Annotated in this window: 19 protein-coding genes and 1 pseudogene; 8 read left to right on the top strand and 12 right to left on the bottom strand. The window is 40.4% G+C overall.

The window, feature by feature from the left end:
• A complete protein-coding gene (locus tag ACOJUR_RS06740; protein ID WP_420949577.1) occupies positions 1-1551 on the top strand; it encodes a glycosyltransferase family 2 protein in 1551 nt (516 codons plus the stop codon).
• Positions 1552-1570: 19 nt separating this feature from the next.
• On the top strand, positions 1571-2563 hold the full coding sequence (locus tag ACOJUR_RS06735; protein WP_420949576.1) for an aminoglycoside phosphotransferase family protein: 993 nt from the start codon (positions 1571-1573) through the stop codon (positions 2561-2563).
• Here ACOJUR_RS06735 and ACOJUR_RS06730 read toward each other — a convergent pair.
• Positions 2482-3669 (bottom strand): YheC/YheD family protein, encoded by a 1188-nt coding sequence (locus ACOJUR_RS06730; RefSeq protein ID WP_420949575.1) that lies wholly within the window; start codon positions 3667-3669, stop codon positions 2482-2484. The two genes, ACOJUR_RS06735 and ACOJUR_RS06730, sit on opposite strands and share 82 nt — an antisense overlap.
• 171 nt (positions 3670-3840) lie before the next feature.
• On the opposite strand from ACOJUR_RS06730, the gene ACOJUR_RS06725 reads away from it, so the two are divergent.
• From ACOJUR_RS06725 to ACOJUR_RS06715, 3 genes and pseudogenes are all read left to right on the top strand, one after another.
• Positions 3841-4926 (top strand): glycosyltransferase family 4 protein, encoded by a 1086-nt coding sequence (locus ACOJUR_RS06725; protein WP_242650260.1) that lies wholly within the window; start codon positions 3841-3843, stop codon positions 4924-4926.
• A 164-nt stretch (positions 4927-5090) separates the two neighbouring features.
• Positions 5091-5399: pseudogene (locus ACOJUR_RS06720) on the top strand (DUF5317 family protein); the annotation flags it as partial.
• A gap of 6 nt (positions 5400-5405) precedes the next feature.
• Positions 5406-7115 carry an ATP-binding protein gene (locus ACOJUR_RS06715; RefSeq protein WP_420949574.1) on the top strand — a complete coding sequence of 570 codons (1710 nt, stop codon included), beginning with the start codon at positions 5406-5408 and terminating at the stop codon, positions 7113-7115.
• Positions 7116-7220: 105 nt separating this feature from the next.
• Here ACOJUR_RS06715 and ACOJUR_RS06710 read toward each other — a convergent pair whose 3' ends face one another.
• The 5 genes from ACOJUR_RS06710 to ACOJUR_RS06690 form a co-directional block, all read right to left on the bottom strand.
• Positions 7221-8201: an aldose 1-epimerase gene (locus ACOJUR_RS06710; protein WP_420949573.1), complete on the bottom strand. Its 981-nt coding sequence runs from the start codon at positions 8199-8201 to the stop codon at positions 7221-7223.
• 24 nt (positions 8202-8225) lie between these two features.
• A complete protein-coding gene (locus ACOJUR_RS06705) occupies positions 8226-9572 on the bottom strand; it encodes a sugar porter family MFS transporter (RefSeq protein WP_072873372.1) in 1347 nt (448 codons plus the stop codon).
• A 36-nt stretch (positions 9573-9608) separates the two neighbouring features.
• On the bottom strand, positions 9609-11120 hold the full coding sequence (gene xylB / locus ACOJUR_RS06700) for a xylulokinase (RefSeq protein WP_420949572.1): 1512 nt from the start codon (positions 11118-11120) through the stop codon (positions 9609-9611).
• Between the two features lie 29 nt (positions 11121-11149).
• Positions 11150-12466, bottom strand: coding sequence for a xylose isomerase (xylA, locus tag ACOJUR_RS06695; protein WP_420949571.1), 1317 nt, complete (start codon positions 12464-12466; stop codon positions 11150-11152).
• 169 nt (positions 12467-12635) lie between these two features.
• Complete coding sequence (locus ACOJUR_RS06690) at positions 12636-13778, bottom strand: ROK family transcriptional regulator (RefSeq protein WP_420950517.1); 1143 nt, start codon at positions 13776-13778, stop codon at positions 12636-12638.
• A 315-nt stretch (positions 13779-14093) separates the two neighbouring features.
• On the opposite strand from ACOJUR_RS06690, the gene ACOJUR_RS06685 reads away from it, so the two are divergent.
• Positions 14094-14471, top strand: coding sequence for an SPW repeat protein (locus ACOJUR_RS06685; protein ID WP_072873376.1), 378 nt, complete (start codon positions 14094-14096; stop codon positions 14469-14471).
• A gap of 60 nt (positions 14472-14531) precedes the next feature.
• On the opposite strand, the gene ACOJUR_RS06680 is transcribed toward ACOJUR_RS06685, so the two are convergent.
• The 4 genes from ACOJUR_RS06680 to ACOJUR_RS06665 form a co-directional block, all read right to left on the bottom strand.
• Positions 14532-15833 (bottom strand): MFS transporter, encoded by a 1302-nt coding sequence (locus tag ACOJUR_RS06680; protein WP_420949570.1) that lies wholly within the window; start codon positions 15831-15833, stop codon positions 14532-14534.
• Between the two features lie 152 nt (positions 15834-15985).
• Positions 15986-17128 carry a CaiB/BaiF CoA transferase family protein gene (locus tag ACOJUR_RS06675; protein WP_072873378.1) on the bottom strand — a complete coding sequence of 381 codons (1143 nt, stop codon included), beginning with the start codon at positions 17126-17128 and terminating at the stop codon, positions 15986-15988.
• 47 nt (positions 17129-17175) lie between these two features.
• A complete protein-coding gene (locus ACOJUR_RS06670; protein WP_306953947.1) occupies positions 17176-17940 on the bottom strand; it encodes an enoyl-CoA hydratase/isomerase family protein in 765 nt (254 codons plus the stop codon).
• A 95-nt stretch (positions 17941-18035) separates the two neighbouring features.
• The gene (locus tag ACOJUR_RS06665) at positions 18036-18860 is read right to left on the bottom strand and encodes a hypothetical protein (protein ID WP_420949569.1); all 825 of its coding nucleotides are present in this window, start codon (positions 18858-18860) and stop codon (positions 18036-18038) included.
• A gap of 96 nt (positions 18861-18956) precedes the next feature.
• On the opposite strand from ACOJUR_RS06665, the gene ACOJUR_RS06660 reads away from it, so the two are divergent.
• On the top strand, positions 18957-19658 hold the full coding sequence (locus ACOJUR_RS06660) for a GntR family transcriptional regulator (protein WP_129583517.1): 702 nt from the start codon (positions 18957-18959) through the stop codon (positions 19656-19658).
• 47 nt (positions 19659-19705) lie between these two features.
• On the opposite strand, the gene ACOJUR_RS06655 is transcribed toward ACOJUR_RS06660, so the two are convergent.
• Positions 19706-21622: an ABC transporter ATP-binding protein gene (locus ACOJUR_RS06655; RefSeq protein ID WP_420949568.1), complete on the bottom strand. Its 1917-nt coding sequence runs from the start codon at positions 21620-21622 to the stop codon at positions 19706-19708.
• A gap of 199 nt (positions 21623-21821) precedes the next feature.
• Here ACOJUR_RS06655 and ACOJUR_RS06650 point away from each other — a divergent pair, with 199 nt between their 5' ends.
• The gene (locus ACOJUR_RS06650; RefSeq protein ID WP_420949567.1) at positions 21822-22844 is read left to right on the top strand and encodes a LacI family DNA-binding transcriptional regulator; all 1023 of its coding nucleotides are present in this window, start codon (positions 21822-21824) and stop codon (positions 22842-22844) included.
• Here the strand turns inward: ACOJUR_RS06650 and ACOJUR_RS06645 are convergent.
• A complete protein-coding gene (locus ACOJUR_RS06645; RefSeq protein ID WP_306953939.1) occupies positions 22813-24309 on the bottom strand; it encodes a gluconokinase in 1497 nt (498 codons plus the stop codon). The two genes, ACOJUR_RS06650 and ACOJUR_RS06645, sit on opposite strands and share 32 nt — an antisense overlap.
• Positions 24310-24334 lie beyond the last annotated feature (25 nt).

The following is a 24334-nucleotide window of genomic DNA, read 5'->3' as shown; positions in this document are numbered from 1 at the left end:
TTGCGCTCATTACCATCAACCCGTGTGCTGGCTAAACGCCGGGCACCTAACCAACGATCTGGATACCAATCCAAAACATTAGCAATCAGTGTCATACTTCCAGTTCGTAATGAGGAAGAACGATTGAGGAAAAATTTAGAAACCCTCAAACAGTGGAAAGCCGTTAAAGAGATTATTGTGATCGCTAATGGCTGTACGGATAATTCTGAACAAATCGCCAATCATGCTGGCGCCTTGGTTGTTTCCTATCCTGAACCACTTGGACCAGACACTGGGCGTGCTATTGGTGCCAAGCTAGCTTCCTGTGAATATATACTTTTTTTAGATGCCGATATCGTATGGAAAATCGAAGAATTACAGCCATTGGTCCAATCTCTGCGTCAGGGTGCTGACATCGCTCTCAATCGCTATCCATTAAAAAGCAGTCGATATTTCCACCATCCAACCGCTGTAGCGAAAAGAGCTTTAAACATAGCACTTGGCATGAGCCATCTTCAGGCAGCTTCCCTAACGGCAGTTCCTCATGCTGTCCGGAAAAGTGCTATTCAAAAAATCGGTGCAAAATTTTTGGCTGTACCGCCTCTCTTTCAAACCAAAGCTGTACTGGCTGGACTCAAAATTACCGCACCTACTTATATCAATGTTAGAATTCGCAATCGCCGCAGAGCAACCAATAGAGATGGTTATCATATGCAAGATGTTATATTGGGCGATCACGTTGAAGCATTTGCAGAAATTATCCGACAAAAAGGTAAACGTGGAGGTTATGCTGACAGACGCCGACGAGATTTCATCGAAGAGTCAAATTCCCATGATTCGCACCAATGGGTTGCCGTCGTGCCAGCAAGCAATGAGGAAAAAACTCTTCCTGAAGTTATTCGAGAACTATTCAAAACTAAAGTCAGCGACATCTACGTCATCGAAAATGGCTCAGACGATCACACTGCAAGGGTGGCTGAACAAAACGGTGCACACGTTCAGTCTTTTACAATGCCCCTTGGCCATGACGTGGGCCGCGCCATTGGTGCATCTTTAGCCCAATCATCTGAAGGCATTCTTTTTGTAGATAGCGATTTTGCTGTTCCTGCAGAAGAATTGGTTCCTTTTCTCGAAGCAATCGAAGCAGGAGCAGATATTGCATTGAACGATCTTTCCAGCGGAATTTCAACGATCGCGAAAAGAGACGCTGTTACTACCATGAAATCATTTCTTAACTTGGTACTCGGTTGTCCTCATCTGGGTGCCTGTTCCATGACGGCCGTACCCCACGCCATCCGTGGTCGGGTTTTAAATGTGATTTCTGTAGAAGACCTTGCTGTTCCACCGAAAGCTCAGGTTCGTGCTATTTTATCCGATTTGAAAATAGAGCCTGTTCGATTTGTAGATGTGATTCAACGCAATCGATATCGTGCCAAGCTTCATTCCGCTCGCCATGGCTCTTTTCTCAAACATTTAATTATTGGCGATCATATAGAGGCGATATCGCTTCTCATTCATTCGCGCGGTGAAAGAGCAGGTTTTGTGCAACCTCGAAGACTCGATCAAATATAAATTCTATGAGGAGAAGCGAATGAAAACATCTATCTCCCAAAAGAACACTGTCTTTGTCTGCTTGAATCATATTAGTCAAACGTATGGTTTCCAGTTGCTGAGTTATCGCGTATGTCCTTCTTTATATAAAAAAAACGCTGCCTATCAAATTCAGACTCAACAAGGCCCTTTCTTGGTAAAACCTTACGGAGGAAATTCTCAACAACTGGAAGCCAAATTAAAGCGAATTCTAAGTATTCAAAATCTCGGTTATCCGCATATGGCAAAATTGATTCAACAACCAGACGGTAAACTCTACACAAGGTACGCTAACCAAATATTTTATGTCAGCGAGTGGGTAGCCGGAAAACAACTTACTGGCCATCCATTTGACTGTCACTTGTTAGGAGAAGCTTTGGGAAAACTGCACCGATTACCTACTCCTGAAAGAAGGTTATCTTGTAAAAATACACTTCTAAAACTACGTAAATTGCAAGCAAAGTTTATCGATCAAAATTTGCCTTATGTACAATCGACGAGATCAGACATACAAATTTGGTTTCAACAACATGCATCCATTCTCAAAAAGCTTAGCAGCGAAACGTTTTCTATCTTGGATAAACGCAGTTTAAGTAATGAACTTGACTTTTCCCTTTCTCATCCCACATGGATCCATGGGGATGTGACAAAACCGAATACCATTCGCCGTGAAGCAGATATTTGTCTCATCGATTGGGAACAGACGAAAATCGATTGGTCACTGTTAGAATTAGTTAAAGCTTTAGCCAATACGACAAATTTTTCTCCAACCTTACTTATATCCATGTTAAATGGTTACGAACAAGAACATCCGCTCAACATGAGTCAAAAACAAATCATTGCGGCTCTCTTTCGACTTCCTAGGGAAGCTTGGTTTGTAGCCAGCCAGCTTAAGAAGATCCAATCCACTTCTCAAAGCTTCTCTATTCTTAAACAATCTTGGGAATCGCGCTTAAAGGCCATCAAGATTCTAGATGACTGGGCATTATTCTGACTGGCTTCAGAATAGAAGTTCTCTTGAAGCCAACAAGCAAAACCGACCACGGACCGCATGTATCGCTCCAGTTCTAAATCGTTCAATATATCTCTACCCGGTCGACCATTGCAGTCATAGACATATTGGGAACCACTTTTGGTCTGACCTATATCCATACCAAGAACACCTAAGTGAGGCAAATTGGTTTGCAATCTTTGCGCCACATGAGAGGCAAATTGTTGAGCACGATAAACATCGTCCAAAGTCATACCTACAGATTGCAACCAAACTTTTGCTTCTGTTGATGGATAGGTCAACGATACTGCTTTGCCTCCTGCATGATAATTCGTAAAAAGTGAGTGGGCACGACTAGTTCTACCAGTGGAAGCCACAACCTCCCAGTCGCCCTGACGATTGCGTACTAAAGTGATACGCAAGTCAGCTGTACATTGATTTTCTGTCTTTAATAAAGGTACATGTGCTTGAGCCAAATATCGACGTTCTTGCACTGCCAAACGAAGCAAACTCTCTAACTGATACCGATTGACCATAGAATCCATTTGTTGCCCGCAAAACTGTTCTGTAACAATGTGAAAGTCGTCATGTCCTAGATACTGCACAAAAACTGAATTTCTTCCCCCTGAACCATGAACGGGTTTTAGCCATAATTCAGGCATATCCTTTAGAAGACGCAAAACTTTTTTGGGCGTAACATCAAAGATGGTCATAGGTAATTGTTCCGATAATGGAGCACTTTCACTTAAAAAACGAAATATTTTTTCTTTACCCGGCATCTCGGGATTAAAAAGGGGGAAATTTCTTGAACGAATATCCTGTAGTAAATCACGGTATGAAGAACGTGCCAAACGCAAGTCAGAAAGATACATAAAATCATAGAAGACAGGGTGCAATGCTTGCAGCGAATGATCATCGATAGCCAGATTCTCCTGCCCAGATAGCATCCAAAACTTAGAACGGTTCTGCCCATTCATCGAATGATCTGGCTTTAAGAAAAATAATTCTTTTTCTTCCCGACTTGCTTCATCAGAAAGAAATTGATAAGCGAGCGCTCGACGAGGATGCATGTAAGGATTAGGCACTTGACCCGTAATGACAATCAACATATTGGCAACCTCCCCCAATCTCGTCGACCTAAAATATGCCTATCCTTCATAGTCTGTATAGGCCAATTGGCCCGGAACCATTTGAAATTGAACGACGACATAGTTACATGGGTTAAAAATGTTTTCTGGAAGTTGATTTATTTTGAGATACAAGGGGGATTTTCGTTGAAAGTGGCGATTGTAGCTCCAGAAGGATTGCCTATTCCTCCATTACGTGGAGGTTCGGTACAAATCTATATCGATTCGTTGAGTCATGCTTTTCAACAAATAGGATTTCAAGACTATGAAATCATTGCGCCAGGAAAAAAACTCGAAGGAATTAAACTTTCCTTGGATCGCGATGCCTACCGAAAACAGACTCTACGCATTCTGCAACAAGTACAACCCGATTGGATTCAAATTGAAAATCGCCCCCTTCTGATTCCCTTGATTCGCCATAAATTCCCTAACAGCAAAATTCTATTAAATTTACATTCAACAACCTTTTTACAACCGCGCCATAAAAGTCAAGCAGAAATGAAAGATATTCTATGCAATGCCGATCATGTAATCGTTAATAGTCTTTACTTGAAAGAAACTATCGCCAAACGATTCGAATTGAAAGAAAAAAATTGGCAAGCCAACGTCATTTATCCGGGTGTTAACCTTGAAAAATTTTTCCCTCGTATGGAGAATGATGCACTTTTCTCCTCCGTTTCACGCAACCCCCATACTTTACGTTTATTATTTGTAGGACGCATCATTCGTCAAAAAGGTTTACACGTATTGCTTCAAGCTCTGCACATCCTTGGCAGTTATAACTTACCTATTCAATTGACGGTAGCTGGACGAACTCCACCCTGGGAAAAAAAATATGGACGTGAGATAGAAGCACTGGCCGAAAACTTACCTGTCCAAAAGTTAGGTTTTGTCTCCCCATCTCAATTACCTGTTCTCTACCGCGAAACAGATATTTTTGTCTGCCCTTCTCAACAGGATGAGGCATTCGGCATGGTTAATTTGGAAGCAATGTCCAGTGGTCTCCCAGTCATAGCAAGTCGTATCGGTGGCATACCTGAACTCGTTACTGAAGAAACTGGAATACTGATTGACAAACCTCAATATCCAGAGGAATTTGTCAGCGCTATTCAATTACTCTACAACCATCCTCGCTTACGTCAAACTTTATCTCACTCAGCACGTGTTCGAGCCGAGCAATTCTCATGGATTCAGACAGCAACCCATTTTTATTCTTTGTATGTACAATCAGGTATGTGACTTTCTTGATGTAGATAATCGGTAGGTTTCCAACACTCACACTTGGCTTCAACTATCTCACCGTGGTTTGCCTGCAATGTTTTTATTAAACAAAGAGAAAAAGAATTGACGTATTCCATCGCTTCCTCTTTATTTCATAGAATTAGGAACTCTATTTTTTCTGGCTCACCCTGATCTTTCTGATTCACAACCTAAAAATCCCAGGTTTTTTTCTTATTGCAGTCGGCGCATCGCTTCATTTCCTGGAAATTATTATCAATCACGGAGCCATGCCCATCTTGTTTTCTGCATTCCATCATTCCCTTGACAACTATAAAAATATTGGAAATCACCACAATATACTAGCACATCCACACTTAGAAATACTTGCTGATAGATTTTATATCGTTCCATTTTTTATGAGCATTGGTGATATGATAGTGGGAGGCGGACTGATTTTGTTTATCTACGGCAATGCGAGAAAGGTTCATTGAAAAGACATGTCTATGGAAACATTGCTCAAAAAATTTTATTTATCAACCTTGTTTGTTTGTGGTTGCGTACTGACAGTCATGTCATTCATCAAACATCCAACTCACTTAGATCTCAATTTAATTGGGATTATTGCCTGTTCAGCCATTGCTGGAGCGTTCCCAATGATTCTTCCAGGCGGAATCGTCTGGGGGACTTCCGTATGGTTTTATATGCTCGCGCTATATGAGTATGGTTTGTACGTCACATGTAGCGCCATTTTCATAAGCACTTTCGCTATGTTTTTGCGGTTTAATCAATGGAACCTAAAAAAAATTCGTTGGTTTCGTTTTTTTTCCACACTTGGAATGTATTTTATCTCTGTTCTGTCTTCATTTGTTTTTATAGAATGGAAATCAGGAATAGAATCCTATATTCGTATAGTCCTTTCCATCTTTATTTTTGAAATGGTCAATTTACTTTTGTTTATACTCGTCACCCTATGCACACAACAATATAAAGGTAAGAAGACGATCAAACCATTGACCAATAGCCTACCGCTTACCATCATCATGGCTTTTTTTCTTTCTTTAATCATAGACAACAAAACTTTGCCCAAATTAAGTGTTATTTTATTATTAATTCTCTCACTGATTTTGCTCTCGCGGCAATATCAATTTTTTAGCAAAAAAGAACAAAGTCTTGAAAAAAAATACGAACTCATTGCCAATCATACAAGCGACTTCATATTCATTATTGATCGTTCATTTCACATTCTCTATGCTTCGCCTTCTTTTCAGCAGTTATTTTTATTAAATAAGAACGATTCTTTGAACTTTACATCCATCATTCACCCAGAAGATTTTTCTCAACTTGAGGAATATTGTCAAAGCAGACCGAACCATCCTCTACAAAAGCGCATAGAGATGCGACTTCTCCATCAATTCAAAGTGATTTATACGGACACCGCGATTACTCCCATTTGGGAGTCTGACCAAAAAGAACCAACTTCTTTTATGATCGTTTCCAGAGATATTTCGGAGACTATTGCCCAAAGAGAATATATGTTAAAAACAGAAAAGTTGGCCGTTATTGGAGAACTTGCGGCGGGAGTAGCTCATGAAATTCGCAATCCATTGACGGCAATCAAGGGATTTTTACAACTATTCAGACAAGATCTTCAACAAGTTTCAGCACGTACCTATGATCTGATCTGGTCTGAATTGGAACGTATTGAAGACATTACAACAGAGATGTTGCTATTGGCCAAACCTCAAAAAAACACACATAAAGTTTTTCATTTATCTAAACAAGTCCATCAATCCATTACCTTTTTGACTGCTCTGGCGAATTCCAAAAGTATCTTAATTGAACAGCATATAGAAGAAAATCTGTATATTAACGGAGATTCTCATCAAATGAGAAAACTTATTATGAATCTAGTAAAAAATTCTATAGAATCTATTCAAGAAGATCCCGGAAATATTCAGATCCGATTGTTTCGTCATTTGCATTGGGCGATTTTGCGAGTGGTCGACAATGGCATAGGAATGAGCGAAGATACTATGAAAAAAATCATGAATCCCTTTTATACGACCAAAGAAAATGGAACTGGGTTAGGAATGACAATCGTGCAGAGAATCGTTGAAGAACACAATGGCATGATAGAAATTCAAAGCTCAATTGGACATGGAACGACTATAGAAATTAGGATTCCTATTTCGACAGAAAATTTCTAAGTAATCATTTCTCAATAAATGATCTTGTTAGGTTGTCGGTTTGAATTCATAAAACCAACAACCTAATAAGATCTTTAACCAGCAAAGATACCTGTTGAAAAAATGTTACATGAAAAAAGTTTCTGCGTATAAACGACTTCTTGCTGTCCAAACTCCGCGTGGCTCGATAAAAATTATCCCCGTTTCCTCAGTTGGAAGAGCGACATTAGGTGCATTGCCTATACAAGTTTGAGGTTCTACACAGAAAATATCACCGGAAGCCTTATTGTTCCATATCATCCAGAAGCGATATTGACGATCTGTCTCATAGATGAAACGAACACCTAGTCGTTGATCCGTTAAAATCGCACGTTGAGAATCTTCCCTTTCTTTCGCAGAATAGAGATTGTCCATGATAGAATCAAACGGATATATTCCATTTTCATCCATTTGCTTTTCCCACGAGTTTAGTGATAAACGCCGGCCTGTTGGCAACATGCGCTCGTTCAATTCCCAACGCTGTTCTATATCTGCCTGAAATCGATAATCTAGAGGAGCACTTTGCGTATGAAACGGTATTTGCAGCGAAGTATGAAATCCTAACATACAGGGCATAGGTTCATCTCCGTGATTCTCCATCCGTGCTTCTTGATGCAAGCCTAATGAATTCAGTTTATATTTTAAAATCAAAGAAAAGTCATACGGCCAAAACTCATAAAATGGATGCCCAGCTTTAATCTCCTGACACAAAATCACATAATTTTCTCCCATATCTAGAACATCCCACGGCAAATGATACAGTATGCCATGTAAATGATTTTGATATTCAGGCTCATTCATGGGTAACTGATACTGTTTTCCTAATAGTTTGAAACGACCGTGATCATACCGATTAGGGGGAAACAAAACGGGTATCCCAAAACGTAGAGGAGAATGTTTAAATGCATCCATTCTATTTTCGGGTTCTCTAAGAAATCTTAATGATTGGGCAGGTTGACGAAGAGCAACCAAATTTCCTCCCCTTTTTGGTAACAAAATGGCTTCATAACCATCTGCCGTAAGCTGAATAGCCTCTTCACCAGCATAAATCGTTTTTTGAACAGTCATGCGCCACCTCCTCAATAGGATGGGTTAAATTGCATTTGCCTGACCACGTTTTCGCAATTCCATTTCAATTTCTTCCAAACTCTTGCCTTTGGTTTCCTTGACCTTCAGAATCACAAAAATAAGTGCAAGCACTCCCATAGCACCGTATATCAAAAATAAATTACTGATGCCTAAACGAGAAAGAAGCCAGGGAAAAGTCAACGAAACGAGAAGATTGGCCACCCAATTCGTTACAGCTCCAATTCCCATACCTGTCCCGCGAATGCCAAGCGGAAAAATTTCCGATAGTAAGACCCACATGACTGGACCCCAACTGATGGAGAAAAAAAGAATATAGATGGCTAGACAAATCAAGGTAATCCATCCTGTCGCAACAGAATGAGCAAAAACTTTATTCATTAAACCAAGAATGAAAAGCGACAAGGCCATACCTATACTCCCACTGATTAAAAGTGGCTTTCTACCCACGCGATCAATCAGGCGAACTGCTATCAGCGTCATAACGACTTGCACAGAACCAATGCCAACTGTACCCAATATGGCTGCAGCAGAGCCAAGTCCAACCTTAGTAAACGTAGTTGGGGCATAATAAATAACCGTATTTGTGCCTATGACCTGTTGAAAAACAGCCAGTCCGATAGCCGTCCAAATAGCTGGTCTTACCCAAGGTTGTTTCATTTCACGCCAACCACCGTTTTCTATTTTGTTGGCTTGTTGAATCTCATGGATTTCCTGCTCCACATGGCTGGTTTTACGCAGATGTTGCAAAATTTCGCGCGCCTTTGTTTCTTGACCTTGTTTAAGTAAAAAACGCGGGCTTTCTGGCAAAAACAACATACCTAAAAAAAGAATAGCTCCCGGTACAAAAGCTAGTCCAAGCATCCAACGCCAAGCCTCACTGGCAGCAAAAATATAATCGACGATATAAGCCAGTAAAATCCCAACCACGATCATAAATTGGTTTAAACTTGACAATCCTCCTCGAATTTCAGTAGGGGCTGTTTCAGCTAAATACATTGGCACCATGGTGGAAGCAGCACCTACAGCTAGACCGAGCACTATACGAAAGCTTACCAGATCTGTTGTATTCCCGGAAAACGCTGAACCAACAGCTCCTAAGCAGAAAATGAGAGCTGCCGCAAGAACAACTATTTTTCTTCCCACTTTATCGGCAAGAGGACCACTGATGGCCGATCCGATAATGGCTCCAATCAAAATTGCGCTGACTACTAATCCTTCCGTTATGGTAGTTAAATGAAGTGATTTTTTGATAAACAATATAGCGCCAGAAATGACACCTGTATCGTAGCCAAAGAGTAATCCGCCTAGGGCACCAAAAAAATAAATCAGTATATGATTCATCTTTCTCACGATATTTCTCTCCTCTCTTTTTCACTAGTCCACCACTTAACTTATGAATTTTCTATATAGAGGTTTGAGCAATTCGTATATTTCCTTATAAACCGCATATTGACGGTTATATAAATTCATTTCGTCTAACTGAGGATGATAAGTGTGTTTGCGCATAATCAGCAAATCGCATGCTGACTCCACATCCACAAAACACCCCGTTCCAACTCCAGCTAATATAGCCGCGCCAAACGCTGGACCTTCATCAGATTCTACAGTGTGCACGCTTCGTCCATATATATTCGTTTGGATGGAACACCAGAGATCGCTTTTGGCTCCACCGCCAGATAGACGAATTTCTTCAATAGGCAATTGTAAATCTTCAATTAAAGAGAGGCTGTCTCGTAAACTAAAAGATACACCCTCCATAATGGCGCGAACAAAATGAGCTCGTTTATGGCGAACTGTCACTCCAAAAAAAACGGCACGAGCATACGGATCTAAATGTGGTGTGCGTTCTCCCAGTAAATAGGGCAGATATACTAGGCATTCACTGCCCGCTGCAACCTGTGCAGCCTCTTTGGCTAACAGATCATAAATATCCTCTGCCAAAGTTTCCGCCAAGGCCTGCTCAAGGGGTGCAAACTGTTTGGCATACCATTGAAGCGATCCACCTGCTGCCTGGGTTACTCCCATCACGTGCCATGCACCTGGAACTGCATGACAAAATGAATGGAGTCGTCCTTGTTCGTCCTGAACAATATTCTTCGCAAATGCAAATACCACACCCGATGTACCAATCGTGCTCGAGACCACACCTGAACGTACAATTCCGTTACCTACTGCACCCGCAGCTTGATCACCTGCACCAGCTACCACTTTTGTACCAATTTGCAGTCCTGTTTTGGCAGCTGCTGTTGGATTGACCTTACCTGTCAATTCTGGCGATTCTAACACCCTCGGAAGCCATTCCATAGGAATCTCGAGACGTTCGCACATCTCCTGAGACCAATGGCGATTTCTCACATCAAATAAAAGGGTTCCAGAAGCATCTGATACATCACTGGCATACTCTCCGGTCAAACAATAGCGAATATAATCTTTGGGGAGCAAAATCTTGGCTATTTTTTTGAAATGATACGGTTCGTGTTGACGTATCCACTGCAATTTTGTAGCGGTAAAGTTAGGTAAAGCAGGATTAGCGGTAAATCGAAGAATATGCGAACTGCCAATATGTTCATTCATCCAATCACATTCTGGTTGAGTTCTCTGATCGCTCCAGAGTATAGCCGGTCGAATGACTTTCCCATCACTATCGAGTACAACCAAGCTATGCATTTGACCTGTCAAACCAATTCCTTGAATGGAGTCAGAAGAACATCCAGAAATTTCTATAACTTTTCGTATTGCTAAGCATGTCTTTTCCCACCAAACTTCAGGATCTTGTTCAGCGAATAGCGGCCTTTCGTGCAACACTTCATACCTCTCAGTAGAGACGGCCAAAATATGGCCGTCTATGTCCATCAGCAGCACTTTCACTCCGGAAGTTCCAACATCGATACCTAACAAACATGACTTGCTCAAGCTTGTCATAAACTTTACTTCACTTCCAATAAATATTGATTTAATCGCGACAAAAGCAACTCTTGATAACCAGACTCAAATGAGTCGACGGGTTCGTCCAATATTTTCTCTTCCAAAGAAGCCAGTGTGGCACGTCCCTGGATAATGTCCTGACCCATACCGGATTGATAGCTTTGATATCGTTTCGCTATTGCTTCTTCAAATACTTTATCTTTGATTAAACTAGCGGCTACTTTCAGACCTCTTGCAAAACTATCCATACCCGCAATATGCCCATAAAAAAGATCAAGAGGGGTCATGGAAGTTCTCCGGACTTTTGCGTCAAAGTTTAATCCACCTGTTTGGAAACCACCGTTTTTAAGAATTTCATACATAGCTAACGTAGTGCTGTAAAGATTCGTAGGAAACTCATCTGTATCCCAACCAAGCAGCGGATCGCCCTGATTCGCATCTACAGACCCCAGCATGCCGTGGACTCGGCTGTAACGCAGCTCATGTTCAAATGTGTGACCCGCTAATGTTGCATGGTTGGCTTCAATATTAAGCTTAAAACGCAAATCTAATCCGTATGTTTTAAGAAAGGCTAATGTACTGGCTGCATCAAAATCATACTGGTGTTTAGTGGGTTCCTTCGGTTTGGGTTCAATTAAAAATTGTCCTCGATAACCAATTTCATCTGCATAATCGCAAGCCATCTGTAACAATCGAGCGTAGTTGTCCATTTCAAATTTCAAATCCGTATTAAGAAGTGTTTCATAGCCTTCCCTTCCTCCCCAAAATACATAATTTTCAGCACCAAGTTCCTTAGCGATTTCCAAGCTCTTTTTCACTTGTCCTGCCGCATAAGCAAATACTCGTGCATCTGGTGAAGTTGCCGCACCATGGGCAAAACGGGGATGAGAGAAGAGATTCTGCGTATTCCAGAGTAATTTAACACCTGTAGATTGCATGTATTCTTTTATCATGGTAACGATTACATCTAAATTGCGATTGCTTTCACGTAAAGTTGCTCCTTCGGGGGCAATGTCGCGATCGTGAAAACAAAAATACCCTACATGCATTTTTTGAAAGAATTCAAATGCTGCTTCAACTCTTTTTTTAGCCAAATCAAGCCCACTAAATGAATTCCAGGAACGTTGCATGTTGCCTATTCCGAATGGATCATTACCCGCTAGTGTAAAAGTGTGCCAATAAGAAACTGCAAAGCGCAAGTGATCCTTCATTGTTTTCCCGAAAACGATTTCATCGGGATGATAATACTTAAAGGCTAACGGATTTGTCGATATAGCATCTTCAAAAGAAATTTCTTTAACTTCAGGAAAAAATTCCATCTCAAAACCTCCAGCATTAGATATTGTGTGCTGCATATCACTTCAACTCAGAACAGAAAACGGGTTTAGACAACAAAGAATCATTCTCAATTTAGTTTGTTTAAGAAACAAACTAATAGTAGCGCAAGATATATTTTTTTTCAATTGCCTCTTCAAAAGGTTTTTAGTTTTAAAGTATCGTTGGTTTAGCAAAACGATGATCGATGACTAAAGAAGCTGCTCCAAGTGAAAGCGCATTTTGACCGAGTGTAGACCATTCTAATTTCGTGTGAAAAAAAGAATCGACCATGGATTTAGAAAGAACAGGTTGCATCGCTTCCCAAAGCAAGGATTGAAAACGGGTAATTCTCCCTCCCACGATAACACTTTCCGGATTACAAGTATGGATTAAGTTATTCATTCCTGTGGCCAAATACCTACCAACCGAAGAAATCGCTGCTTTAGCCAAAACGTCTCCATTCTCTGCCCGTTGAAAGATTTCTTCCACCGTCGATACCTCTTTACCTGATTTTTGTTGAAAGATTTCTATTAAAGATTTCTCTGAGGCATACATTTCCAAACAGCCCCTGTTCCCGCAAGAACATAGCAATCCATCCACCACTACCACCATATGACCAACTTCTCCTGCTATGCCTCCACTTCCCCGCATCAACTGTCGATTCACAACAATACCGCTACCAAGTCCTGTGGTTACACTTAAATAAACAAAATTTGAATAATTTTGTCCTTTACCTAACCATTGTTCAGCAATGGCTCCCATATTAGACTCATTATCAATAAAAACAGGCAAATCTAAATGTGCTTCAAGCATTTTACGTAAAGGAATATTCATCCAATGCAAATTAGGCGCGTTCCATACCACACCTTTCTTAAAATCCACCAGTCCTGGAACAGCTATTCCCACACCAATCACACCTAACGGGGATGAAGGTGCTGATTGAACTATTTGTTGAACCACATCGACTACTTGATACACCGTTTGCTCAACTTCCATACCCACAGGAGATGCAATCACCAGAGATTTTTCTAATTTGCCAAGTAAATCTATCAATAAAAAACGAACTTCATGAAGATCAATAGCCACGCCTACAGCATAGCCAGCTCTACCATTAAAACCGAGCATACGTGGCCTCCGTCCCACAGCAGAAGGACCTGTACCGAGTTCAATGACAAGTCCTTCGTGGATGAGTTCATCAATCAAACTGGATACAGTTGCTTTATTTAAACCTGTTATTTCAGAAATACGCGCACGTGAAACGGGATGTTGACTACGTATGATATCGGTGACAATTGATTTATTAATTTCTTTCATCAAAGTTTGATCTCCAGTTCTCATAACCCACTACCTATCATTTTAGAATTTGAAAAATCATATCACAGGACCGTTCTAAACCAAAAAAACCGAGATTTTCGAATTGCTCGATCGCGGTTTCCAGAAAATTTTCGCTTAAAAACATACGTAATGATGAGAAATTCAAAGATTGGTTAAGAAAGAAAAAGAGATAGGAATATCTTATTAAATTTTCTTCTCTTTTTCGTCTAATTCGATTAAAACCAACCTTGAAGAGTTCATGGATAAGTTTTAATTTACTTTATGTAAACCAAATCTTTTAGGAGGTGTGGTTATATGAAGTGGAGAAATGGATTACTTGCCCTAATTGGTATTTGGTTTATCATTTCACCGTGGGTCTTCCACTACACCAATCACACATCTGCTCTTTGGTCAAGCATTATTCTAGGCGCAATTCAACTGATTGCATCTGGATGGGCAACATTTATGCAGAATAGTTCCGGTTGGAAAGTTTGGCAAACATGGGTTTCCCTGATTATGGGTATTGGGTTCATCATTCAACCTTTCGTACTATCCATGGATACTAAAGAAACATGGACAAGCGTCATTTTAGGAGCTATAACCATTCTGCTCAATCTTTGGACGATGGCTGGCAAAGATACAGAACTAAAGATAAACTCCAAATCAACTCCAGGTAAACATGCCCATGCGTAAAAAATTTCAATGAACAGGTCGATCTTTTGACTAGATCGACCTGTTCTGATTTGCATCACATTATTCTGGAAGAGAATCCCCTCTTGTTTCTTTTGCTGCTGGTATGATGAGTATACCAATTAAAAATGCAATTGACGTCAATGCTACCGGTATTCCAAGTGTTCCCATTTGGTGAACCAGTGAACCAATGATAAACGTTACAATCGCACCAACAAACCGACCAATCGAAGTAGTAAATGCAAAAGCACTAGCTCTCCTATCTGTAGGATATTGTTCAGGTAGCCATAAACTAAACATTGCAAAATTCCCTCCACCAAATCCAAGAAAGAACAGGATGACCATAAATGGCGCAAGCCCATGTGGTAAATAGAATGCCCACCCAAAAGAGAGAATGATGCTGACAATCATCACTGCAAAATAGACTGCTAAAGCTTTTTTCCGACCTATTTTCTCCGCCAGAGGAACTAGCAAAATACATCCTAGAATTGTTCCAATTGATAAAATAGCTGTTCCATAAGATGACATGTGTACAGGCGCGAGTCCTTTCATTCCAGTTTTTGTTGCTAGTTGGATAATAGCTGTTGGTTCATAAACTGACCCTGCCCAGAGTCCAATGATAGCTACAGTTAGTAGTAGAGAATTAATAAGCGTACGTTTACGATACTCAGGTGTAAAAATTTTAGATAAAGGCTGATGATTCTTCGTCTTTTGAATTACTTTTGTAAATTTTTCCGGTTCTTTTACACTTGCTAGTACCCAAAAAGATACTAGAGCAGGAACAATACCTACAAAAAACATGGCTCTCCAGCCGAATGATGCTCCAATTGTATAGTTCAAAGCGGCAGCCACAAAAAATCCAGCATAGTAACCTGTTTGTAAATATCCTGCCCCCATTTTTCTTCTATCCTCAGGCCAAGATTCTGCAACAAAAGTACCAGCCATTGACCATTCACCACCAATACCAATACCCGCCAAAGTCCGAAAAATAGCCAATTCCCAAATATTATGTGCAAACCCGCTTAAACAGGTAAATACAGCATAGACAAGAATCGTTAACATCAATGACTTGGAACGTCCAAAACGATCTGCTATGGGTCCCCATAAAAACGATAGACCCCAACCAACCAAAAATAGCGCAAACAAGATAGAACCGTACAGAGCAATATTACTAGCAGTAGACTGAATACCAGACATAGGAAGCAATTGTTTCATAGCTGGAGTCAATACGAGTGCATAGATGACTGAATCCATGCCATCCATCAACCACCCACTCCAGGCTGCCCAAAATCCATTTATTTGTTGACGATTTAATTTAGTTTTTATGGATAAAGGAGCACTTGCAACTTGAACTGACGAACCCATCCTTCCTACCTCCCTTATTCTTCAACAAATCGCATCGTATATCAGATAAAAATAAATTTATATAGATTAGAATATTCAGATTTATTTTGCGTTACTTTCTCTTTCATCTCCTCTCTGTTGTAAACTTGTTTTACTAGGAAGAAAAAATGACCCTACATGATTTGGATAGCTTGCAAGATGGTTTCAGTATGTTCGCCAAGAAGCGGTGGCGGATTATCTTTAATTTTATTTTCTGTCTCATTCAAAAACTTAACGGGTGTGGCCACTTGTTTAATTTCTCCTGCCACAGGGTGGTTTACAGTAAAGAGCATGTTTCTCTCTATAACGTAATTATCAGCATATAAATCTGATAATTTGTAAATAGGCCCACATGGAATCCCATGTTGACGAAGAATTTGAATCCACTCAGAAACCGTTTTAGTTTTAAATATTTCCTGCAACAACGGAATAAGAATATCTCTTCTTGTAACACGGTCTGGATTAGTCTTAAATCGTTCATCGTTACCTAACGCACCTATTGCGAGACAAAATTTTTCCCACAATTTATCATTTCCAACCGCTAAATTAAAATAACCGTCGCTTGCTGAAAACGCCTGATAAGGGCATATATTTGGATGCGCATTTCCCATCGGTTTAGGGTCATAACCACTCGCAAAAAAATTACCTGCAGCATAGGTTTGAAAAGCCATCATGGATTCTAGTAGTGAGACATCTATCCACTGCGCTTCAGAAATATAACGTCTTTTTTCTAAAGCTGTTAAAATACCAATAATCGCCCACATGCCTGCACTAATATCTGCCAAAGAAAATCCAGGCTTAACTGGCTCACCATCTGGATATCCTGTCACAGCCATTAAACCGCCCATACCTTGAGCAATCACATCATAACCTGGTTCATCTCTATAACGACCCGTTTGTCCAAAACCAGATATAGATGCAAGTATGATGGTTGGGTTCCATTTCTTTAAGTTTTCAAATCCAAATCCAAGTTTCTCTAAAGTACCTGGTCGAAAATTTTCAACTATGATATCTGCATTTTTTACTAATTCAATAAGCCTTTGTTTACCAACTTCAGACTTTAAATCAAGAACCACACTTTTTTTATTTCTGTTTACGCTCATAAAGTATGCGCTTTCACCTTGAATAAAAGGAGGTCCCCAAGTTCGTGTATCGTCTCCATTTGGTGGCTCGATTTTAATTACTTCCGCACCGAGATCAGCAAAATACATTGTACAAAAAGGGCCACTTAATATTCTTGTCAGATCCACAATACGGATATTTGAAAACGCATACATACGCTACCCTCCCATTGTGTCTATCTAACAAGTTTTTTGATTTACATCTAGAAATGTGCTGGTCGTTTTTCAGTAAACGCGCGTACTCCCTCTTTAAAATCATTGTTATCAACCCAATAACCTGTTTCCATCTGCATACCCGATAGGACAAGATTCACATTTTTCTTTACCGCAAGCAAAGATGCTCTTGACTGTAATAGCATTCTTCTGGCTAATGAAATCGTTTCACTATCTAATTTTTCGCTTGGTACAAGATAATTCAGAATTCCTAGTTCCATTGCCTGGTTTGCTTTATAACTGCGCGCGGTATAAATCAAATCTTTAGTTCGACTAGGCCCCAGTGTTTGTATCATTCTGCGTAGAAAAGGAGGCTGCAAAGTAATTCCAAGTTTTCCAACAGGCATTCCAAACATTGCATTTTCTGTACCTATCCTAACATCGCATGCTAACGCTAATATGAAACCAGCTCCAAAAGCAGGCCCGTTAATTGAAGCAATCGTAGGAATCGATACATTCTCAATAGCGGAGATAGTCTCTTCCATTGTTTCAAAAGCAATATTTGCCTGATCTACCGTTAAAACAGAAAATTCCTTAATATCGCTTCCTGCAGTAAAATCACTTCCAGCACCACGAATTACAAGTAACCTCGTTTTAGATGGCAGACTCACTACCCAGTTTTTCATAGTTTTCCACATATCTTGAGTTAATGCATTACGTTGACTAGATCTGTCAATTGTAATCACACCAATGGGTCCGGCAAGTTGAAATCTCAAGGTCCCCTGTTCATTAAATCTCTCCACTACAACCTTCACAGTTTCCCCCCATCCCTAATTGTCGATTGTCGACAATATATCATTGAACAACGATTGATGTCAAACTATTTAAAGAATATTGATTATTATTTTTTTTATGTCATATGTGTTGGAGGACTGATTGAAACAATTTCTATAACGATATTGGGATAAGGAAACCCAAGTTTTTCTTGTAGAAAGTTGAATATATGTTGTTGAAGCCTCATGGATTCTTTACGTAAATCACTTTGCCATTTGGCATGTAATTTAATATGAAAATGACTCAAGTCATGATTCAATACAACCATTCGAGTCATATGAAAAGGATATTGATGAAATTCGATAAGATAATGAATGGATTGACTAACCACTTGAGGATGAATGTAAACTCCCCCTTCCGCAAAAATAGGACGAACAACCGTAAATTCTTCATCCGTTTTTTTTAAATGGTGACTAACTTTTATACGATTAAGCATTTTTATCGCATAAGAGGCGATACGACTTTCCGCTTGAAGCTTCGACTGAAAAATCGGAACCGCATGCAAACCCTTTTGCCGCATTTCTAAAGCTAATAATTTTTCTTCAATATTTACAATTTCATCGATAGATATCCATTCAATTTCATTTATATTTAAATCCAAACGAAAACATATTCTTTCAATCATTCTTTGTGAAGTTCCTAGAATAAGACATTTTGAGGGGTTATATTTTAGCAACGCACTGCGGACTTCTTGACAATGCAAAGTATCCATAAAAATTGCTCGACGTACAGCGTCCATCATAGTTTTCTCTAGTTTTGCAGAGTACCCGGCTTTGAGCACACCTTTATAAATCATAACCCCATCATCCAATATACATTCTATATTCATTTTTTGGGCAATCCATTGAGCATGATGGCTTTTGCCAGTCCCACTTCTACCATATAATCCATACAGTTTCATTACACACCTCTAGGTTTCTGTAGTTCTTTGCAGGAATTGAACCTATTCTGTACAATACCTCTTTATAAAGTGATGTTTCTATTTAAAAACAAGGTTGTGAATGAATTGGAACGTACCTATTTCACTGACAATAAATCCGAAGTATCACTTACAAATCCACTTCCTATGCAAATTGCTGACTGGTTGGCAGAACGTATCTTCAATGGCGAATTGCCAAGAGGACATCGTCTTAAAGAAGAAGAGTTAGCTTCTATGTTTAAAACGAGTCGAGCTCCGATACGCGAAGCTCTCTATTTATTACAATTGGATGGGTTAGTAGAACGGTTACCTAGGCGTGGTACAGTTGTACGAGAATATTCAGATGATGATATTCGTGATTTATACGAAGTGAGATCTATTTTAGAACTTTCTACCATCGATAGACTAATGACACGCTGGAACCATGAGATTTACAGTTCATTTCAAGATATTTTACATCAAATGCAGACTTCTGTAGTGGATGGAGACAATCAAGCCTATTCTCAATATAATTCCATGTTTCATGAGAGTCTATTTCAATTTTCCGGCAGTCAAATCCTCTTTAGACTTTATCAACAGCTTGGATACCCTCTCAAATATCTCTTGCAATTTTCAACACAAACAAAGGAGCAGATGGAAAAGTCCTATCTTGAACATGCTTCGATTATAGAAATGTTGCATCAGGGACGTTTTCAAGAAGCTAAAGAGATACTTGCTAGTAATGTAAAAAATGGCTTATGTCGTGTCATTGAATCCCGGCATTCTTTGAAGGAGAAGTAACTTTAGGAAGAGCAATTTCCTTTTTATTCATTGCAGACTCAGTTCTTCTAAGTGGCTTGCCATTGCTCTTGAAATTGAGTACGATACAGATTTTGATATAAGCTATTTTCTTGCAGTAATTCTTGATGCGTTCCCATAGCGACTACCTTTCCCTGATTCATAACAATGATATGATCGGCATTTAAAATAGTCGACAATCTATGGGCGATCACGATGGCTGTACGGCCAGCCAGCAATACGGAGAGCGCCTCTTGAATTTTCCGTTCGGTGATACTGTCAAGAGCACTCGTTGCTTCGTCTAATAAGACAATTTTAGGTTCTTGCAAAAGCACTCGTGCAATGGCCAGACGCTGTCTTTCGCCACCTGATAACCGATAGCCGCGTTCTCCTACTACTGTGTGAAATCCATCAGGTAGTTGTTCAATCGTATCTAAAATTTGCGCAGCTCGGCATGCTCGTCGCATTTCTTCCAAAGTAGCTTCTTCTTTTGCCATTTTTAAATTATGAAAAACCGTGTCATGAAAGAAAAATGGATCTTGGGGCACCAAACCAATTTGCGCTCGCAACGACTGCAACTTCAATTCACGAATATTCCATTCATCAAGATAGACAGTACCTTGAGTCGGATCCATAAAACGCGGTATGAGCTGCAGAAGAGTTGTTTTACCTGCCCCGCTTGGGCCTACAAGGGCTACTGTTTCACCAGATTTCACATGGAATGCAATATCTTGCAAGGCAAACTGATGCGATTGGGTAAGCGAATCTTCTTCATGTGAATCATTGACGTCCTCTTTCACAGATATTGCAGATAACTGTTTTTCGCGAAGCGGGTAACGATAGGATACGGCTTGCAGAGTCAGATTACCTTCAATAGCATCAGCAGGAATGGTCAATGGACCATCAACAACTTCTGGAGCTTGATCGAGCAAAGAAAAAATGCGGCGAAATAAAGCAATGGACGAAAGCAGATTGACATGAATTTGCGCTAATTGACTAAACGGACCATAAAGACGCCCCAACAAGGTAGTAAATGCAACAATTGCGCCAAGTTGCAAACGATGGTGAATAACCAGCCACCCACCATATCCCCATAGGGCGGCAGGCCCAATAGCAGAAAACATATTGATCCACATAAAAAGCCATCGACCAACAAGAGATTGACGAACCTGCAAATCACGCAAGACATGATTAGTTTCAGCGAATTGTTTTTCTTCAGCCTCTTGTCTATTTAAAATACGAATTAAAAGAGCACCACTAACACCGAGTGTTTCACTTAATTGGACAGTTAATTTGGCAAGCCACTGTTGAATTTCTCCCTGTAATTTCTGACGAGTCATACCTACGCGTTGGGTGGGAATAACAAAAGCTGGAACGACAATCAGCGAAAGAATAGCCAACTGCCAATTCATACTGAACATAAAGACGAGTGTTGAGGCAATGGTTAAAGCACTACTTACAAAACCAACCAGTGTATTGGTTACGACGTTTTGAATGGCTGTTACATCGTTGGTTACACGGGAAACTAATTCTCCCGCTTGACGAGAAGCAAAAAAATGGACACTTTGCAGTTGAAGATGCCGAAATAAATCCATTCGATAGTCAGCCATTACATTTTGCGCAATGAGATTGCTCAGCCAAGTCTGAACCACGCCTAGCAATCCGGTAACTACAGCGGTTAATACAAGAGCTACAGTGTACTCCATGACAACTTTCAAATTGCCTTTAAGTATACCGAGATCGATAATGCGTTGAGTCAAAGATGCGGGCAACACCCCACCTATGGAAGTGGCAAGAATCACGAAAATCACAACAATAGAAAGTGGCCAATAGGGTAGAAATGCTCGCAAGGCTCTGCTTAATATTTTCCAATCAAAATGTTCTTGTTTGGCCAACTCGCGCATTTTCCATCGATCAGCGCCATGACCACCCCCGCCAAGTCCCAAACCGCGAAATTCAGCATGCATAAGAGAAGAATCACTCCTGTTAAAACAAAGCTTTTTCAGTTTGCCATATTTATTCTAGAATCAATCTTGCTATATATCCAGTCTACAGCCCTATCAAACCGAAGCGTTGTTGAGTACAGATTGACCATAGACATTTTGCCCAACAAGCGTTTGTCGCCCCTACATGATATGATGGATAAGCTGGATGGAGGGATAGCATATGGCAAATTTCAAACGGGTTACCATTGAAGATGTTGCACGTGAGGCGCAGGTATCGATTACTACAGTATCTCGCTATTTAAATGGACATTATGAATATATGAGCGAGAAAACCAGAATGAAAATTGCCAATATCATACAGCGTCTCGAGTATCGTCCCAACATCATGGCGCAAGGACTTAAAGCCAATCGGACAAAACAAATAGCCGTTGTTGTGGTCAACATCAGTTACCCGTTTTGTGCCTCTGTCATCCGTTCACTTTCAGAGGTCATGGCACCAGCCGGATATGGATTGCTGGTTTTTGATAGCAACGGAGATAAGCAAAGAGAACGAGATTTCTTATTATCTTTGCGCAGTCAAAATGTCGATGGTATCGTTATTCAAACAAATGGAGCAAATGCAGATTTGTTGCAAAATATTTCTAAAGAATTGGCGTTGGTCATGATCGATCGACGCATAGATATTGCAAATGCTGCCAACGTAGTTACCAACAATGAGCAGGTTTCTTATGATGTAACCCATTATTTGTTTACCACAGGCTACGAAAATGTAATTTATGTTACAGAGATGGAAAACGGAGTGAGTACTCGTGAAGAAAGACTACGTGGATATCGAAATGCCTGCCTGAAAGCGAAGCGTCAAGAATGGATAGAACGTCTGGATAAATCTAATGAAGAAAGTTACTTTCATACCGCGGAACGCATTCGTAAAAATATGAACGGTCAATCTTTTGCTATTTATACTGCCAATGGACTTCTTATGCTGCGACTCTACCCGTGGTTACAGAAATTAGGAATACAAACTCCAAATCCCATGGGACTGGCTACTTTTGACGATCCCGATTGGGCAAGCGTTACCACCCCTCCATTGACAAGTATACGTCAACCTACGGAAGAAATGGGACGCTTAGCAGCCAAACTTATATTAGAGAAAGTGGAAACGGGATCGACAGAAAATATGCCTGTATTACAGATACTTCCTTCCGAACTGATTATACGCGACTCGACGATGCTGAAAGATTAGATTCTAAAAGTTGACAATACGAACGAAATCGCTCATATTTCTCTGCGTATTCAACTTGCTTTTTTTTATTTGGAAAAGTGAATTCGAAAGGCAACCCCTCACTTATTTGATGATATTGAATGTCACCTGCAGCTAACATAGCCAGCTTGGCTGCTCCTCTGGCTGAGGCATCCCCAACATGACAACTGATTACGGGAAGTTGAAATATATCTGCGCACAATTGCGACATGAACGCGTTCTGCAACAACTTCCCTGATAAAATGAGTCGTTTCGGTTGTGCTCCAGCTTTCCGCAATCCTCCCGCAATCCAAAAAGCATTAAATACTATTCCTTCCAGAGCAGCGCGCAACAAATGAGAACGTTGATGTTCCAGACGCAAGCCAAGCCAAGCACCGCTCCAATCAGCATTCCATAAGGGTGCTCGCTCACCTGCCACATAAGGTAAAAATGTCAGATTGCCAGAATCCACTTGAGACGCTTCCTGTAATAAAATTTTCCACATATCGTTATCTTCCGATACTGAACTTCCTAAAAACTGTTGCAGAATCCAATCTACAATCACACCTCCACTGTTACTCGGTCCACCAACCACATAACGTTCATCGTCCAACACGTAAGTAAACGGTTGGTGCTGAAAATCAAAGATTGGTTTGTGAGCGGTCAACCGAACTGCACAACTTGTTCCCATTGTAATAACCATAGACTCATCGTCTAAAGCACCCACGCCTAAATTAGCCAAAACTCCATCCGAAGCGCCAATATTAAATAGTGTATCGGACAAACCGGCCAACTTTAATTCAGAGTTTATCACTCCTTGATAAAGCTTCTTCGTTGGAACAATGCTTGATAACTGATCGCGCTGAATGCCAGCAAGTGAAAGAGCCAATGGGTCCCAATCGCGGATATGCAAATTGTACATACCAGACGCTCCCGCCATAGATTCATCTACCACCCACTCGCCAAACCATTGATACCAGACAAACTCCTTCAAAGATACATAACGATTATGTTGATTTAAGAATGGGCTGGATTGGCGGCGCATCCATAACAATTTGGCTAAAGGAGACATTGCATGCAACGGTGTGCCTGTTGCTTCGTATAGTGTTTTACCAATAGGTTGTCTACGAAGCTGCATTGCCTCTTCGTTTGGTCGAGCATCCATCCAAATGGAAGCATACGTTAAAGGCTCACCCGCTTGATTGACTACAAGCAGGCTGTGCATAGCAGCACTGATACCTACTAAACGGACGGAAAAACCAGATTTTTTAGCGAATTGGGCCGCCTCAACCAATACCTTCCCTGTCGCTCTGGCCACTTCCTGAGGACATTGTTTAGCCGAACCATCCTCTTCGTGATGCGTTTTTACGGTATGACTAAACAACTGCAACATCTGGCCATTTTCATGAAACAAATTGGCTTTCACCGATGTTGTACCGAGATCGACACCGATCACACAATGCGTCATGGTATTCACTCCCATTCAATAAAGA

Origin of the sequence: Alicyclobacillus tolerans (assembly GCF_048984885.1) — a bacterium.
In the GTDB taxonomy this organism is placed as follows: domain Bacteria; phylum Bacillota; class Bacilli; order Alicyclobacillales; family Alicyclobacillaceae; genus Alicyclobacillus_I; species Alicyclobacillus_I tolerans.
Note: the sequence above shows the minus strand (reverse complement) of the source record. Positions and strands in the feature narration are given on the sequence as shown.